Origin of the sequence: Rhodococcus sp. NPDC058532, assembly GCF_042719255.1 — a bacterium.
Classification (GTDB): Bacteria; Actinomycetota; Actinomycetes; order Mycobacteriales; family Mycobacteriaceae; genus Rhodococcus_G.
Genome location: NZ_JBHXNU010000014.1, coordinates 1 through 14,553 on the forward strand (window position 1 = coordinate 1; position 14,553 = coordinate 14,553).

A 14,553-nucleotide genomic window follows, 5' to 3' on the forward strand; every position below is an offset into this window, starting at 1 on the left:
CGCCTTGATCGCGCGCTGGCCGGGCAGCGACGCGTGCGACAGGTCGCAGCAGCCTGCCCCGCCGGGTCCGGAGATCGGGCAGAGCGGGTCGACGCGTTCCGGGGAGGGATCGACGATCTCGAGCGCGTCCGCGCGGCAGAACGACCCGCCGCGGTCCTCGGTGACCCGGGCCCGCACCAGTTCGCCGGGCAGCCCGTGCCGGACGAATACCACCCGCCCCTCGTGCCTCGCCACGCAAAACCCACCGTGCCCGGGGTTGCCGAGCCGAACCGCAAGCGTCCGGCCGAACCAACTCTCGCTCACTGCTTCCCCTTCTCGTCCGGGGCGTCGAACCCGCGCCGGGTGCCGCCGGGCACGGTGGGCACGGTGTAGCGCTTGACCCGTTCCGACGAGGTCAGCTGCCACGGAACGGACGTCACCATCACCCCGGGCTGGAACAGCAACCGGCTCTTGAGCCGCAGCGCGCTCTGGTTGTGCAGGATCTGCTCCCACCAGTGCCCGACCACGTACTCGGGGATGAACACGGTGACGACGTCCCGCGGCGAGTCGCGGCGCACCCGCCGCACATAGTCGAGCACCGGCTTGGTGATCTCCCGGTAGGGCGACTCGATCACCTTGAGCGGCACCGTGATGTCGCTCTTCTCCCACTCCCGGACCAGGGCCCGGGTGTCGGGTTCGTCGACGTTCACGGTGACCGCCTCGAGGGTGTCGGGGCGGGTCGCGCGGGCGTAGGCCAGTGCCCGCATCGTCGGCATGTGCATCTTGGACACCAGAACGATCGAGTGGGTGCGGCTGGGCAGCACCCCGTCCCACTCCTGATCCTCCAGCTCCGCGGCGACGCTGTCGTAGTGCCGCCGGATGGACTTCATCAGCACGAAGATCGCGACCATCGCGACGATCGCGATCCAGGCGCCCGCAGCGAACTTGGTGATCAGGACGATCACCAGGACCGCACCCGTCATCGCGAGGCCGATCGAGTTGATCACCCTGGACCGCTGCATGTGTCGCCGCTGCTCGGGATCGGACTCGGTCCGCAGGTGCCGCGTCCAGTGCCGGATCATGCCGGTCTGGCTGAGCACGAACGAGACGAACACGCCGACGATGTACAGCTGGATCAGCTTGGTGACCTCGGCACCGAACACCACGACGAAGGCGATCGCAGCGCCGGAGAGGAACAGGATGCCGTTGCTGAACGCGAGCCGGTCGCCACGGGTGTGCAGCTGCCGCGGCAGATACCGGTCCTGGGCGAGAATCGACCCGAGGACCGGGAATCCGTTGAACGCGGTGTTGGCGGCGAGCACCAGGATCAGCGCGGTGACGATGGCGATGAAGAAGAATCCGATCGGGAAGCCGGAGAACACCGCCTCGGCGATCTGCGCGATCAGGGTCTTCTGGTGGTATCCCTCTGGGGCGCCGACCAGCTGGGTTGCCGGGTCGTGCGCGTACACGATGCCGATCTTCTGGGCGAGCACGATGATGCCCATCAACAGCACGATCGCGAACGTCCCGAGCAGCAGCAGGGTGGTGGCCGCGTTGCGGGACTTCGGCTTCCGGAACGCCGGGACACCGTTGCTGATCGCCTCCACACCGGTGAGCGCCGCGCACCCCGAGGAGAAGGCGCGGGCGATCAGGAAGGCGAACGCGATGCCGTACAGGTGCGAGTCCTCCGCGACCAGCTCGAAACCGGACGACTCGGCCTGGATCTCCTCGCCGAGCACGTAGGTGCGGAACAGCCCCCACCCGAGCATGCCGCACATGCCGACGATGAACGCATAGGTCGGGATCGCGAACGCGGTTCCGGACTCGCGAATACCGCGCAGGTTCACCGCGGTGAGCACAGCGATCGCGACGACCGCGAACAGCACCTTGTGCTCGGCGACGAACGGCACCGCCGAGCCGATGTTCGACGCCGCGGACGAGATGGACACCGCGACCGTGAGCACGTAGTCGACCATCAGCGCGCTGCCGACGGTCAGCCCGGCGTTCGGGCCGAGGTTGACGGTCGCGACCTCATAGTCGCCGCCACCCGACGGGTAGGCGTGCACGTTCTGCCGGTAGCTCGCGACGACCACCGCCATGACGGCGCAGACCGCGAGCCCGACCCACGGCGTGTACGCGTAGGCGGCGATCCCGGCGACGGACAGCACCAGGAAGATCTCCTCCGGCGCGTACGCGACCGAGGACATCGCGTCGGACGCGAAGACCGGCAGCGCGATCCGCTTGGGCAGCAGGGTGTGTCCCAGCTTGTCGCTTCGGAACGGCCTACCCACCAACAGCCGCTTCGCAGCGGTCGAGAGCTTTGACACCGCCAAAGCGTAAGCCGTCCGATTCGATCCGGCGGCATCCGCACCGATACGTCCGGTTTCGGCCCGGCAGCGGGCGGGCCGTGCGCACCACGGCGGGCCGACCGGTACCGTTCGGGTTCACGGGCAGCGAGCCGACCGACGGCCCGCGTACGGCCTCGGGGAGTCAGCGGAGGGTGAGCGGTGTACGTAGTCGTGATGGGGTGCGGCCGGGTCGGATCCGCCCTCGCGGCCGGGCTGAACCGGATCGGCCACGAGGTCGCGATCATCGACCGGGATCCGGAGTCGTTCCGGCGCCTCGACCCCGAGTTCACCGGACAGCGGGTGGTCGGCATGGGTTTCGACCGCGACGTCCTCGTCAAGGCGGGCATCGAACGGGCGGAGGCGTTCGCCGCGGTCTCCTCCGGCGACAATTCGAACATCATCTCCGCGCGGGTCGCGCGGGAGACGTTCGGGGTCGGCCGGGTGGTGGCGCGGATCTATGACGCGAAGCGCGCCGCCGTCTACGAGCGGCTCGGCATCCCGACCGTCGCGACGGTGCCGTGGACGACGGACCGGTTCCTGCACCAGTTGACGAAGGAGTCGCACACCACCAAGTGGCGCGATCCATCGGGGACCGTCGCGGTCGCCGAACTCGACCTGCACGAGGACTGGGTCGGGCACCGGGTCACCGAACTAGAGGAGTTCACCGGGTCGCGGGTCGCGTTCCTGATCCGGTTCGGCAGCGGGGTCCTTCCCGGCCCGAAGACCGTGATCCAGGCCGAGGACCAGGTGTACGTCGCCGCGGTGTCGGGCACGGTCGCCGAGGCCGTAGCGCTGGCCGCGACCGCGCCGCCTGCCGACAACTGACCGACCGCCAGCCCACCCGATCGGAAGTGAACCGATGAGAGTCGCAATTGCCGGAGCCGGAGCAGTCGGCCGGTCGATCGCCCGCGAGTTGGTCCGCAGCGACCACCACGTGATGCTGCTCGAACGCAAGCTCGAGCACGTCGAGCCCGAGGTCATCCCGGAGGCGCACTGGGTGCACGCGGACGCGTGCGAGCTCGGACTGCTCGAGACCGCGCAGCTGGAGACGTACGACGTGGTGATCGCGGCGACCGGCGACGACAAGGCGAATATCGTCGTCAGCCTGCTCGCGAAGACGGAGTTCGCGGTCAGTCGGGTGGTGGCCCGGGTCAACGATCCGCGCAACGAATGGTTGTTCGACGACTCGTGGGGAGTCGACGTTGCGGTGTCGACGCCGCGGATGCTGGCGTCGCTGGTCGAGGAGGCCGTCTCGGTCGGCGACCTGGTCCGGCTGATGACGTTCCGGCAGGGTCAGGCGAACCTGGTGGAGATCACGCTGCCCGCCGACACCCCGCTCGCGGGCAAGCCGGTGCGCCGGATGCTGTTGCCTCGGGATGCGGTGCTGGTCACCATCATCCGCGGCGGGCGGGTGATCGCGCCGCAGCCCGACGACCCGATCGAGGGCGGTGACGAGCTGGTGTTCGTCGCGTCGGTGGAGGTCGAGGACGAGCTGCGGGAGGCGGTGGGCCTGGACCACTGACCGGCGGACGCGGTGCGCGCGGCGGCCACCGCAGGGGAATGCACATCGGCACCGCCACAACGACGGCAATTGTCCGATTAATCCGGGCCGCGACCCGCCCAATAAATCACGAATTCATATCGCCGGAATTGAAATACATCACCATTCGACAACAATTCCGACGGGGCGCAGCGCGGGCTTTCTCATGGCCTCGCCTAGCGGTCGGCGGGCGGGGCGTCGGCGGGGTCCGCTCCCCCGCCGGCCAGACTCTCGGCGTCCCGTTCGTCGGCGTCCAACCCGGCCGCGTCCACCGCGCGATCCGCTCGGCGCACCGCCCAGACGGTCACCACCAGCACCAGCGCGGTCAACGGCCAGCCCATCCCGATCCGGGCCACCGCCAGCCAGCCGGTGTGATCGGTGTCGTACAACTGGGACTGCACCAGGTACCGCGCGCCGAAGACCACGGCCCAGGCCACGGTCGCGACGTCGTAGGCCCGCGTCGCCACCCGCGACCGTCGCCAACTGTTGCCGTGCCCGTTGAGGAATCCCCACACCACGCCCACCAGCGGCCAGCGCACCAGGATCGACACCAGGAAGACACCCGCGTACAGCAGCGAGGTGTAGATGCCGAAGAGGAAGTATCCCTTCGCGTCCCCGGTCCGGTGCGCGATGAACGCACAGATTCCGACACCGACGAAGCCGGAGATCGCCGGCTGCACGGTCCCCCGCACCACCAGTCGCCACACCAGGATCGCCGCGGCGACGCCGAGCGCGGCCCAGATGGCCGGGGTCAGCCCGAACAGGCCGTTCACGGGAACGAACACCAGGATCGGCAGGGTCGAGTAGATCAACCCGCTGATGCCGCCGAGCTGTTCGAGGATGGTGGGCTGCTGCCTGTCGGTCACCCCACGAGGGTGCCACATCGGCTCCCCTGCCTGCACCGCCCGGCGCCCGCCGTCGGCCCCGCGCGGACGGCCCTACGAATCGCCGAGGAGCTCGTAGTACGGGTTGTAGATGGTCTTCTGGCCGTTGCGCTCCCCGAGCCTGCCCCGGACCAGCAGCTTCTTCCCGGTCTCGATCCCGGGGATCCGGCGGCGGCCGATCCACACCAGGGTCACCGGATCGGTGCCGTCGAACAGTTCCGCCTGCACGGTGGCGCTGGTGGACTTCGAACAGGACTCCACGCTGCGCAGCCTGCCCTGCATCGTCACCTCCTCGCCGTGCCGACAGTCGCTGGCGCACTGGGCGCCCGATGCCTGCGAGGACTCCGCCATCTCCTCGGCGTCGAGTTCGTCGATGTCCTCGGTCAGGCGGCGGGTCAGTCGCCTGATGTATCCGTTGGCCGCGAGTGCCATTGCGCGCTCCTTCGAGCTTGCCAAGAACGTGGTGCGGGTGCGGGGCCGTCCCGGTCGGCGTTCGCCGCCCTCGGCCACGCGTCGGTGGTCTCCGTGTCCGCCACTGTAGACCCTGATCCGGGCGGGTCAACCAGACCGGTTGGGATCGGCGACCGGGCACCGTGCACTATCGACGCATGGCACCGCTGACACTGCCGCCCGTCGCCGTGGCACTCCCCGGGACCGGGTCCGACGCCGACTTTGCCGCCCGCGCGTTCACCGCCGCGTTGTCGCAGGCAGGGGTCCGGGTCATCGCGGTCGACCCCGACCCGCGCCGGGTGGTCGACAGCTACTGGGACGCGCTGAATGCCGCGGCGGCCCGGCACCACCGGATCCTGGCCGCAGGCATCTCGATCGGCGCCGCGGTCGCGCTGGACTGGGCGGCGCAGCACCCGGGCAGCGCGGCGGGGGTCCTCGCCGCGCTGCCCGCGTGGACCGGCGACCCCCGCGACGCCCCCGCCGCGGCGAGCGCCGCGTTCACCGCGCAGCGACTGCGCGCCGACGGGCTCGAGGCCGTCATCGAGGAGATGGTCGCCAGCTCCCCAGGCTGGCTCGGCATCGAACTCGCCCGCTCGTGGCGATCCCAGTGGCCGCACCTGCCGCGTGCCCTCGACGAGGCGGCCCGGTACGACGCGCTCACCGAGGACCGGCTCGCCGGGACACCCGTCCCCGTCGGCATCTGCGCGGCCGTCGACGACGCCGTGCATCCGATCGCCGTGGCACGGCAGTGGGTCGGGGTGCTCCCGCACGCCGCGCTCGAGACCGTCACCCTCGACGACGTCGGCGCCGACCCTGCCGCGCTCGGACGCGGTTGCCTGGCGGCACTCGCACGGCAGCCGAGTCAGCCGCAGACGGTGTAGACCACCGCCTGCCTCGACTCAGTTGCGCTCGATCTGCTGCATCGCGGAGCCGGAGCCGCCGGGACGCTGCTCCGGAGGGGTCCGATCCCGCTCCTGCTGCGCCAGGGCCGCCGCCGTTGCCGCCTGCTGTTGCGCGGCGAGCGCCTGCTGCTGGGCCTGCTCCTGCTGAGCCTGCGCCTGTTGCTGCGCCAGGACCTGCTGCTGCTGCGCGGCGACGAGCTGGTCGGCCAGTGCCTGCGGGAGGACCACCGGCAGCGGGGTCCGCACCGGATGGGGCTCGTCGCCCCGCCGCACCACCGTTTCGCGCAGCACCTCGCGGGCCACCCCGGCGAGCGGGGAGTCCGACCCGGCGGAGCCGGTCGGCCCGGCCGCGACACAGCGGATCATCCAGCGGTAGCCGTCGATGCCGATGAACCGCAGGTCCGCATTCGGGGTGATCGCGTGGATCTCCCGCCCCCACGGGCCGCCCTGCACGGTGACCTGCGCGTTGTCGGTCCGCAGCGACTCGGTGAGGTCGGCGGTCACCTCACGCCATTGCCCCGGCGACTTCGGCGCGGCGTACGCGGCGACCGTGATCCGGCCGTGCTGCGTCACCAGGTGCACCGCCTGCGGTGTGCCGTCGGGGGCCATCTCGACCTGGATCTGCCCGCCCTCCGGCACCGGCACCAGCACCGAACCGAGGTCGAGTCGCCCCTCGGCGGGGTCGCCGTCCAGGTCGAGGACGTCGTACGGTCCACGCTCCTCGGTCCCGAGGGCCGGGAACTCGTCGGTGATCTCGGTGGCGCTGACGTCGTCCACGTCCGCCCGGCCCCGCACGGACGGGTTGCCCTCGGCAGCCTCGACGTCCTTCTTCTTCCGCCCGAACATCATCGTGCCTCCTCCCTGACCGGTTCGGCAGCCGCGTGCAGCAGCGCGTGGCCACCGCTGGAACCGTGGCCGCCGGTGCCCCGGCTGGTGTCGTCGAGCGCGTCAACCTCCACGAACGTCACCAGTTCGACGCGCTGCACCAGCAGTTGCGCGATCCGGTCGCCGCGCCGGATGTCGATCGGGGTGTGGATGTCGTGATTGATCAGGCACACCTTGATCTCCCCGCGGTACCCGGCGTCCACGGTGCCGGGGGTATTCACCACGGACAGCCCGGACCTGGCCGCGAGGCCGGACCGCGGATGGATCAGCCCCACGGTCCCGATCGGCAGCGCGACGGCGATCCCGGTGCCCACCAGGGCACGCTCACCGGGTGCGAGGGTGACGTCGACGGACGAGCAGAGGTCGACGCCCGCGTCGCCGTCGTGCGCACGTCGCGGGAGTGGTAGCTCGGGATCGAGGCGTAGCAGCTCGATGGCAGGAAGATCGCTCACGTGCACCGAGACTACTCTGGATGCGTGCCTGCGAACCCCCAACCTGGGAACCCCCAACCGACGTCCGGCCCGACCCCGGCCACCGACCGCTCGAGCTACTCGGAGCGACTCTGGGTCCCACCGTGGTGGTGGGTCGCGGGGCTCGCGGTCGCCGGGCTGCTTGCCGCCGAGGTGAACATGGCCCAACCGGGCATCCCGGCGTGGCTGCCGTACGCGCTGCTGCTTCCGTTCCCGGTGTGGGGCCTGCTGTGGCTGAGCCGGATGCGGGTCGACGTCGTCGCGGGTGCGCACGGCGACGCGGGTGAGCTGCGGGTCGGGCGCGCGCACCTGCCGGTCGACGTGATCGCCCGGGTCGCCGTGGTGCCCCCGTCGGCGAAGTCGGCCGCGCTGGGCCGCCAGCTCGATCCCGCCGCGTTCGTGCAGAACCGGACCTGGATCAAGACCATGCTGCTGATCGTCCTCGACGATCCGGACGACCCGACCCCGTACTGGCTGGTCAGCACCCGCCGGCCGCACGAGCTGGCGGCGGCGCTTGGCTGGAACACCGGGGCCGCGTAGCACCCCCGCACCCGGACGACGAACGCCCGCGTCCCACCCCGAGTGCTCGGGTGGGACGCGGGCGTTGCTCGTTCGGGTGCGGGGTCAGCGCGCGGTCCGGGCTCGCGCGTCACCGCGGGCCGACCCCATCGGGCCGGGCCGAGAGCGGGACGTGCGGCCGTCGCGGTGCACCGTCAGGCGGCGCAGTCCATGCAGATCATCTCGCCGTTGGCCTCGCTGGCCAGTCGGCTCCTGTGATGCACCAAGAAACAGCTGGAGCAGGTGAACTCGTCCGCCTGCTTCGGCACCACACGAACCGACAGTTCCTCGCCGGACAGGTCGGCACCCGGCAGTTCGAAGGACTCCGCCGTATCCGACTCGTCGACGTCGACGACCGCGGACTGGGCCTCGTTTCGCCGCGCCTTCAACTCCTCCAGCGAGTCCTCCGACACCTCATCGGATTCCGAACGCCTCGGTGCGTCGTAGTCGGTTGCCATCTCGTCTTCCCCTCGTCCTCTCTCGTCATCTGTCCCCGTCCCCACGCCCGGTGGGCGTGCCACCTGTCGCAGCCTCGCTGCACAACGCATCAGGACGACGAAATGTGCCCGGAAGTTAGCAAGAGAAAATATGATTCGACTCACATTCTTCTCAAATCTGCACACTTCCGCGACCACCGTCCTGTCACGATCAGGCGGCCAGACAATAGCCGAACTCGGCGGAAATGTCGCGGTCCATTTCGCCGTGGCCCGAAAACCGTCCGGCACACGACACAAACACCTCGATCCGCCTGGGCATTCCGGACCGGGACGATGTCCGTCACACCGCAGCCCCGGCGGGCACCGACCGACCCGGCACGCACGCCGCGCCGCCTCCGGTGTCGCGACGCGACCCGACCCTTCACTACGCTGTGCGCACGCAGCAGCACCCGAACAGCGAGAGGTCAGGACGCAACGTGGTTTCACTGATCACCGAGGGCAGTTCCACCGGCCCGAACGGCAAGCCCTATCCGTACCGACGGGCCCTGCCGGTGATCGCGCTGATCGCGGTACTCGCGGTGCTCGGCGCGCTGTTGTGGTTCCGGATCCTCACCAAGCCGACCGAGCTGTCCGCCCCGGTGGTCTGCAACCCGCCGTCCGTGTCCGGCCCGGTCGACCCGGACGCGCCTGCACCGCAGCCGCTCGGCGACCAGGTCCCGGCGTCCACTCTCCTCGACGTCGAACCGGCCCCGCTGTCCGCCACCCGGGTCCGCGTGTTCAACGCGAACGGTGAGCGCGGTCAGGCCGCCGACGTCGCGTCCCAGCTGAGCGACTACGGCTTCGCCGCGGCCCCGGACATCCAGTCCGGCAACGACCCGGTGTACGTCGACCAGAACATGCAGTGCCAGGGCCAGATCCGGTTCGGGACGAGCGGCCTCGCCGCGGCCAGCTCGCTGTGGCTCGCGATGCCGTGCGCGGAACTGATCCAGGACGGCCGCACCGACGACATCGTCGACCTCGCCCTCGGCACCTACTTCCGCAACCTGCAGCCCAATACCGACGCCGAAGAGGTGCTCTCCGCACTCAAGACCACCGCCCCCGACGGTGCGGGCGCGGTGGACATCGACCTGCTCAAGGCCGCCCGCACCGTTCACTGCTGACCGCACGCCCCCGACACGGAGGGCGGGGCGCGCTCACACCGGAATCGGGTCGAGCGCCCCCACCTCCGCGAACAGCTCGTCGAGGGCACCGGCGACCCCCGGCGCGGCGGCCACCGTGATCGCGCCCTCGTCGCTGGTGGACTCCGCCGACGGCAGCCGAACGACCGCGCCTGCCTCCTCCGCGACCAGCGACCCGGCCGCCCAGTCCCATGGGCTGAGCCCGTGCTCGTAGTGGGCGTCGACCCGGCCGGCAGCGACCATGCACAGGTCCAGCGCGGCGGACCCGATGCGGCGGATGTCGCGCACCCGGGGCAGCAGCGCGGCGACCAGCTCGCCCTGCCGCCGCCTGCGCTGCGCCACGTACCCGAATCCGGTGGCCAACAACGACATCGACACCTCCGTCGCCTCGGTGCAGCGCAGCGTGTGCACCGCGCCGTGCGCCTCATGCAGCGTCGCACCCTGCCCGCGCGCGGCGGAGTAGACCGCGCCCGAGGCGACGTCCACGACCGCGCCTGCGACCGAGACCCCGTCGATCTGGGCCGCAACCGAGATCGCGAACGCCGGGATCCCGTACAGGAAGTTCACCGTTCCGTCGATGGGGTCGACGACCCACCGAACCCCGTCCGGGCCGCCGTCCCGGCCACCCTCCTCGCCCAGCACGGCGTCGCCGGGGCGGAGTTCGGCGAGTTGCGCCCGGATCAGGTCCTCGGTCTCGGTGTCCACCACCGTCACCGGGTCGGTGGGGGTGCTCTTCGCCGCAACGGCGTCGGCGCCGGGGACCGCGGCGTGGCCGACCGCCGCGAACACCTCGGGTCGCCGCGCGGCGACATGGGCTGCGGCGGCCACGGCGACCCGGACCGCGACGGCGCGCAGTGCCGCCGGGCCGTCGGGCGCCGCGCCCGCCCCGCTGTCGACGGGGCGGCGGGCGGCGGGGTGATCCTCGAAAAACGGCACACCCCATGGTGCCTCACCGGTTCCCGTCACGGCGCAACCACAGCCACTATCGTTGCCGCCATGACGGATGCGACGCAGCAGACGATCCGTGGCTTCGGCGTCGATGTCGGAGGCAGCGGCATCAAGGGCGGTGTGGTCGACCTGGACACCGGCGACCTGATCGGCGACCGGATCAAGATCCTCACCCCGCACCCCGCGACCCCGACGGCGGTCGCCGCGACGGTCGCGGAGATCGTCGCCCGCGCCGGGTGGACCGGACCGGTCGGGATCACGCTCCCCGCCGTCGTCACCAACGGCATCTGCCGCACCGCGGCGAACATCGACCACGCGTGGATCGGCACCGATGCCCGCGCCCTGTTCACCGCGGCCCTCGGCGGGGCGCCGGTCGCGGTCCTCAACGACGCCGACGCGGCGGGCATCGCCGAGGACCGCTACGGGGCGGGCCGGGACGTCGACGGCGTGGTCGTGCTGCTCACGTTCGGTACCGGGATCGGGTCCGCGATTCTCAACCACGGCGTGCTGCTGCCGAACACCGAGTTCGGACACATGGAGGTGGACGGGAAGGAGGCCGAGCACCGCGCGTCGTCCGCGGTCAAGGAGCTTCGGGACCTGTCGTACAAGGAGTGGGCGAAGGAGGTCTCCCGGGTCCTCGTCCGGTACGAAGCGCTGCTGTGGCCCGACCTGTTCATCGCGGGCGGCGGCATCAGCCGCAAGGGCGAGAAGTGGATCCCGCACCTGACCAACGACACCCCCGTCGTCGCGGCATCGCTGCTGAACACGGCGGGTATCGTCGGTGCGGCGCTGACCGCGGCAACCAGCATCGGGGCGTAACCCTCCCGGAGGATAGTTACAATGGTGAGGCCGACGTCCAAGCCGGCCGACATCAACTGACCTCTCCGCCGGAAATCCTCTGGCGTGACGCCGCACGACTCCGTCACGAAAGGGCGTACGTGGCCGCCACCGAAACCAGTCCGACCTCCGACTCCGCGACCGAAGCGGAGGTCACCGGTACCGCTCCCGCGAAGAAGGCGGCCGCGAAGAAGGCCCCCGCGAAGAAGGCCCCCGCCAAGAAGGCCCCCGCCAAGAAGGCCGCAGCAAAGAAGGCCCCCGCCAAGAAGGCCGCGGCGAAGAAGGCCGCCACCAAGAAGGCGGGCGACCCGAACGCGGCGGACGAGGGCCACGACGACGGCGACCTCGAGCTCGAGGGCCCCCAGGGCGAGCTGACCGAGGAGGTCGTCGAGGACATCACCGTCGAGGACGACGAGACCACCGAGGAGCCGTCCGAGAAGGACAAGGCGTCCGGCGACTTCGTGTGGGACGAGGAGGAGTCCGAGGCGCTCCGGCAGGCCCGCAAGGACGCCGAGCTGACCGCGTCCGCCGATTCGGTGCGCGCGTACCTCAAGCAGATCGGCAAGGTCGCCCTCCTCAACGCCGAGGAGGAGGTCGAGCTCGCCAAGCGCATCGAGGCCGGCCTGTACGCAACGCAGCTGATGGCCGAGCACGCCGAGAAGGGCGAGAAGCTCCCCGCCGCGCAGCGCCGCGACATGAACTGGATCTGCCGCGACGGCAACCGCGCCAAGAACCACCTGCTCGAGGCCAACCTGCGACTGGTCGTCTCGCTCGCGAAGCGGTACACGGGCCGCGGGATGGCGTTCCTCGACCTGATCCAGGAGGGCAACCTCGGTCTGATCCGCGCGGTCGAGAAGTTCGACTACACCAAGGGCTACAAGTTCTCCACGTACGCCACCTGGTGGATCCGGCAGGCGATCACCCGCGCGATGGCCGACCAGGCCCGCACCATCCGCATCCCCGTCCACATGGTCGAGGTCATCAACAAGCTGGGGCGGATCCAGCGCGAGCTGCTGCAGGACCTGGGCCGCGAGCCCACCCCGGAGGAGCTCGCGAAGGAAATGGACATCACGCCGGAGAAGGTGCTGGAGATCCAGCAGTACGCGCGTGAGCCCATCTCGCTGGACCAGACCATCGGCGACGAGGGCGACAGCCAGCTCGGCGACTTCATCGAGGACTCCGAGGCCGTCGTCGCGGTCGACGCGGTGTCGTTCACGCTGCTGCAGGATCAGCTGCAGTCGGTCCTGGACACGCTGTCCGAGCGTGAGGCGGGCGTCGTGCGACTGCGCTTCGGCCTGACCGACGGGCAGCCGAGGACGCTCGACGAGATCGGTCAGGTCTACGGCGTCACCCGTGAGCGGATCCGGCAGATCGAGTCGAAGACGATGTCGAAGCTGCGGCACCCGTCGCGCTCGCAGGTGCTGCGCGACTACCTCGACTAGATTTCGTCGGTGACGGCCGTCGGCTCCCCCGCCGACGGCCGTTCGCGCAGCCGGGGCACCAGCAGCCGCGCGACGGGTTCGACGACCCGCGCGGCGACCGGCCCCAGGATCGCCATCAGCAGCACGTACGCGGTCGCGAGGGCGGCGAGTTCGCCCTCGACGGCGCCCGCGGACACGGCGAGACCCGCGATCACGATCGAGAACTCACCGCGCGCGACGAGGGCGGCACCGGCCCGCGCCTGGCCCATCCGGGCCACCCCCTGCCTGCGGCTCGCCCAGATTCCGGTGAGCACCTTCGTCGCGGTGGTGACGACAGCGAGGACGACCGCCCAGCCGAGGACCGGCGGGACCGTGGACGGATCGGTGTTCAGCCCGAACACCACGAAGAACATCGCGGCGAACAGGTCCCGCAGCGGCTCCAGCACCTGCGCGGCGTTGCGCGCCGTCGACCCGGAGATCGCGATGCCGAGCAGGAACGCGCCGACCGCGGCGGACACCTGCAGCGCGGACGCGATCCCGGCCACCAGCAGCGCAGCCCCGAGCAGCTTGAGCAGGAAGACCTCGCGGTCCTTGGCATCCACGATCTTCGACACCACGTGGCCGTGCCGCAGCGCGACGAGCAGCACCACCGCGAGCACCAGCAGGGCGATCCCCATCGCCTTGACACCGCCGAGCAGCCCAACCCCGGCCAGGGTTGCGGTGAGGATCGGCAGGTAGACCGCCATCGTCAGGTCCTCGAACACCAGGATCGACAGCACCACCGGGGTTTCCCGATTGCCGAGCCTGCCGAGGTCGGTGAGGACCTTCGCCACGATCCCCGACGACGAGATGTAGGTGACGCCCGCCATCACCAGCGCGCCGATCGGACCCCAGCCGAGCAGCAGGGCGACGACGACACCCGGCGTGCAGTTCAGGACGAGGTCGACGACACCGGCCATCCACGACTTCCGCAGACCGGTGACGAGCTCCGACGCCGTGTACTCGAGGCCGAGCAGCAGCAACAGCAGCACCACCCCGATCTCGCTCGCCAGGTGCCCGAACTCCCCGATGTCGCCGAGGGAGATGAACCCGCCGTTGCCGAAACACAGCCCGCCGATCAGGTACAGCGGGACCGGGGACATCCCGATTCGGCCGGCCAGCCGCCCGAGGACGCCCAGCGCGAAGAAGACCGCACCCAGCTCGACCAGCGCGAGCGCGGTGTTATCCACGGATCATCCGTGGTGCAGGATCTTGGCCGCGGCGTCCAGTCCGTCGGTGGTGCCGACGGCGACGAGGAGGTCACCCTCGGTGAGGTTGAAGTCCGGGTTCGGCGACGGATACACCTGCCCTGCGCGCATCACCGCCACCACCGACACGCCGGTGCGGGTGCGCATCCCGGTCTCGCCGAGGGTGCGCCCGTCGAACGGCGATTCCTCGCTGATCGGCAGCTGCCGGGTCGTGATCCCGGGGAGGTCGCGGTGCTCCTCGGTCAGCTGCGACACGAGCTGCGGCGCCCCGAGCAGATTCGCCAGCACCGCGGCCTCGTCCTCGGTCAGCCGCACCGAGGCCTGGCAGGAGTCGGGGTCGTCCTTCTTCGAGACGATCAGGTCGGTGCCGCCGTCGCGCAGCGTCACCACACCGACGCGCCGACCCGTGGCGAGCTCGAAGTCCTTGCGGATCCCGATCCCGGGCAGCGGGGTCACTTCCACGTTCATG

The 14,553-nt window shown here is 70.6% G+C and carries 17 protein-coding genes; 7 read left to right on the plus strand and 10 right to left on the minus strand.

The window, feature by feature from the left end; all coding sequences use genetic code 11:
* Window positions 1-303: TRAM domain-containing protein (locus tag ACFWQG_RS16585; protein ID WP_378508730.1), on the minus strand; the 303-nt coding region annotated here is incomplete at its 3' end.
* On the minus strand, window positions 300-2,306 hold the full coding sequence (locus tag ACFWQG_RS16590; protein WP_378508731.1) for an APC family permease: 2,007 nt from the start codon (window positions 2,304-2,306) through the stop codon (window positions 300-302). The genes ACFWQG_RS16590 and ACFWQG_RS16585, both read right to left, overlap by 4 nt.
* 180 nt (window positions 2,307-2,486) lie before the next feature.
* Between ACFWQG_RS16590 and ACFWQG_RS16595 the strand changes: the two genes are divergently transcribed.
* A complete protein-coding gene (locus ACFWQG_RS16595; RefSeq protein WP_378508732.1) occupies window positions 2,487-3,152 on the plus strand; it encodes a potassium channel family protein in 666 nt (221 codons plus the stop codon).
* A 34-nt stretch (window positions 3,153-3,186) separates the two neighbouring features.
* Entirely contained in the window at window positions 3,187-3,849 is a 663-nt protein-coding gene (locus ACFWQG_RS16600) for a potassium channel family protein (RefSeq protein ID WP_378508733.1), read from the plus strand.
* Between the two features lie 194 nt (window positions 3,850-4,043).
* Here ACFWQG_RS16600 and ACFWQG_RS16605 read toward each other — a convergent pair whose 3' ends face one another.
* Window positions 4,044-4,733 carry a DUF3159 domain-containing protein gene (locus ACFWQG_RS16605; protein ID WP_378508734.1) on the minus strand — a complete coding sequence of 230 codons (690 nt, stop codon included), beginning with the start codon at window positions 4,731-4,733 and terminating at the stop codon, window positions 4,044-4,046.
* Window positions 4,734-4,805: 72 nt separating this feature from the next.
* A complete protein-coding gene (locus ACFWQG_RS16610; RefSeq protein ID WP_378508735.1) occupies window positions 4,806-5,183 on the minus strand; it encodes an OB-fold nucleic acid binding domain-containing protein in 378 nt (125 codons plus the stop codon).
* 176 nt (window positions 5,184-5,359) lie between these two features.
* Between ACFWQG_RS16610 and ACFWQG_RS16615 the strand changes: the two genes are divergently transcribed.
* The gene (locus ACFWQG_RS16615; protein ID WP_378508736.1) at window positions 5,360-6,082 is read left to right on the plus strand and encodes an alpha/beta fold hydrolase; all 723 of its coding nucleotides are present in this window, start codon (window positions 5,360-5,362) and stop codon (window positions 6,080-6,082) included.
* A gap of 18 nt (window positions 6,083-6,100) precedes the next feature.
* Here ACFWQG_RS16615 and ACFWQG_RS16620 read toward each other — a convergent pair whose 3' ends face one another.
* Together ACFWQG_RS16620 and dut are read right to left on the minus strand one after the other, a co-directional pair.
* Complete coding sequence (locus ACFWQG_RS16620; RefSeq protein ID WP_378508850.1) at window positions 6,101-6,949, minus strand: DUF3710 domain-containing protein; 849 nt, start codon at window positions 6,947-6,949, stop codon at window positions 6,101-6,103.
* Window positions 6,949-7,446, minus strand: coding sequence for a dUTP diphosphatase (gene dut / locus ACFWQG_RS16625; protein WP_378508737.1), 498 nt, complete (start codon window positions 7,444-7,446; stop codon window positions 6,949-6,951). Before dut ends, ACFWQG_RS16620 begins: the two co-directional genes overlap by 1 nt.
* Window positions 7,447-7,464: 18 nt before the next feature.
* On the opposite strand from dut, the gene ACFWQG_RS16630 reads away from it, so the two are divergent.
* Window positions 7,465-7,998 carry a DUF3093 domain-containing protein gene (locus ACFWQG_RS16630; RefSeq protein WP_378508738.1) on the plus strand — a complete coding sequence of 178 codons (534 nt, stop codon included), beginning with the start codon at window positions 7,465-7,467 and terminating at the stop codon, window positions 7,996-7,998.
* Between the two features lie 173 nt (window positions 7,999-8,171).
* On the opposite strand, the gene ACFWQG_RS16635 is transcribed toward ACFWQG_RS16630, so the two are convergent.
* Window positions 8,172-8,474 (minus strand): DUF4193 domain-containing protein, encoded by a 303-nt coding sequence (locus ACFWQG_RS16635; protein ID WP_378508739.1) that lies wholly within the window; start codon window positions 8,472-8,474, stop codon window positions 8,172-8,174.
* Window positions 8,475-8,929: 455 nt separating this feature from the next.
* Here ACFWQG_RS16635 and cei point away from each other — a divergent pair, with 455 nt between their 5' ends.
* Entirely contained in the window at window positions 8,930-9,613 is a 684-nt protein-coding gene (gene cei / locus ACFWQG_RS16640; RefSeq protein WP_378508740.1) for an envelope integrity protein Cei, read from the plus strand.
* A gap of 33 nt (window positions 9,614-9,646) precedes the next feature.
* On the opposite strand, the gene ACFWQG_RS16645 is transcribed toward cei, so the two are convergent.
* Complete coding sequence (locus ACFWQG_RS16645; RefSeq protein ID WP_378508851.1) at window positions 9,647-10,567, minus strand: inositol monophosphatase family protein; 921 nt, start codon at window positions 10,565-10,567, stop codon at window positions 9,647-9,649.
* A 60-nt stretch (window positions 10,568-10,627) separates the two neighbouring features.
* Here ACFWQG_RS16645 and ppgK point away from each other — a divergent pair, with 60 nt between their 5' ends.
* The gene (ppgK, locus tag ACFWQG_RS16650) at window positions 10,628-11,398 is read left to right on the plus strand and encodes a polyphosphate--glucose phosphotransferase (RefSeq protein WP_378508741.1); all 771 of its coding nucleotides are present in this window, start codon (window positions 10,628-10,630) and stop codon (window positions 11,396-11,398) included.
* A 119-nt stretch (window positions 11,399-11,517) separates the two neighbouring features.
* Window positions 11,518-12,858, plus strand: a complete 1,341-nt coding sequence (locus ACFWQG_RS16655) for an RNA polymerase sigma factor (protein WP_378508742.1) — start codon at window positions 11,518-11,520, stop codon at window positions 12,856-12,858.
* Here the strand turns inward: ACFWQG_RS16655 and ACFWQG_RS16660 are convergent.
* Both ACFWQG_RS16660 and ACFWQG_RS16665 read right to left on the minus strand, forming a co-directional pair.
* Window positions 12,855-14,066: a cation:proton antiporter gene (locus tag ACFWQG_RS16660; RefSeq protein WP_378508743.1), complete on the minus strand. Its 1,212-nt coding sequence runs from the start codon at window positions 14,064-14,066 to the stop codon at window positions 12,855-12,857. The two genes, ACFWQG_RS16655 and ACFWQG_RS16660, sit on opposite strands and share 4 nt — an antisense overlap.
* Before the next feature lie 3 nt (window positions 14,067-14,069).
* Window positions 14,070-14,552 (minus strand): cation:proton antiporter regulatory subunit, encoded by a 483-nt coding sequence (locus ACFWQG_RS16665; protein WP_378508744.1) that lies wholly within the window; start codon window positions 14,550-14,552, stop codon window positions 14,070-14,072.
* Window position 14,553 lies beyond the last annotated feature (1 nt).

What these genes read in the sequence shown, in the direction of transcription:
- ACFWQG_RS16665 (WP_378508744.1), bottom strand. Translation starts at nt 14,552, where the DNA reads ATGAACGTGGAAGTGACCCCGCTGCCCGGGATCGGGATCCGCAAGGAC.
- ACFWQG_RS16600 (WP_378508733.1), top strand. Translation starts at nt 3,187, where the DNA reads ATGAGAGTCGCAATTGCCGGAGCCGGAGCAGTCGGCCGGTCGATCGCC.
- ACFWQG_RS16615 (WP_378508736.1), top strand. Translation starts at nt 5,360, where the DNA reads ATGGCACCGCTGACACTGCCGCCCGTCGCCGTGGCACTCCCCGGGACC.
- ACFWQG_RS16610 (WP_378508735.1), bottom strand. Translation starts at nt 5,183, where the DNA reads ATGGCACTCGCGGCCAACGGATACATCAGGCGACTGACCCGCCGCCTG.
- ACFWQG_RS16620 (WP_378508850.1), bottom strand. Translation starts at nt 6,949, where the DNA reads ATGTTCGGGCGGAAGAAGAAGGACGTCGAGGCTGCCGAGGGCAACCCG.
- ppgK (WP_378508741.1), top strand. Translation starts at nt 10,628, where the DNA reads ATGACGGATGCGACGCAGCAGACGATCCGTGGCTTCGGCGTCGATGTC.
- ACFWQG_RS16635 (WP_378508739.1), bottom strand. Translation starts at nt 8,474, where the DNA reads ATGGCAACCGACTACGACGCACCGAGGCGTTCGGAATCCGATGAGGTG.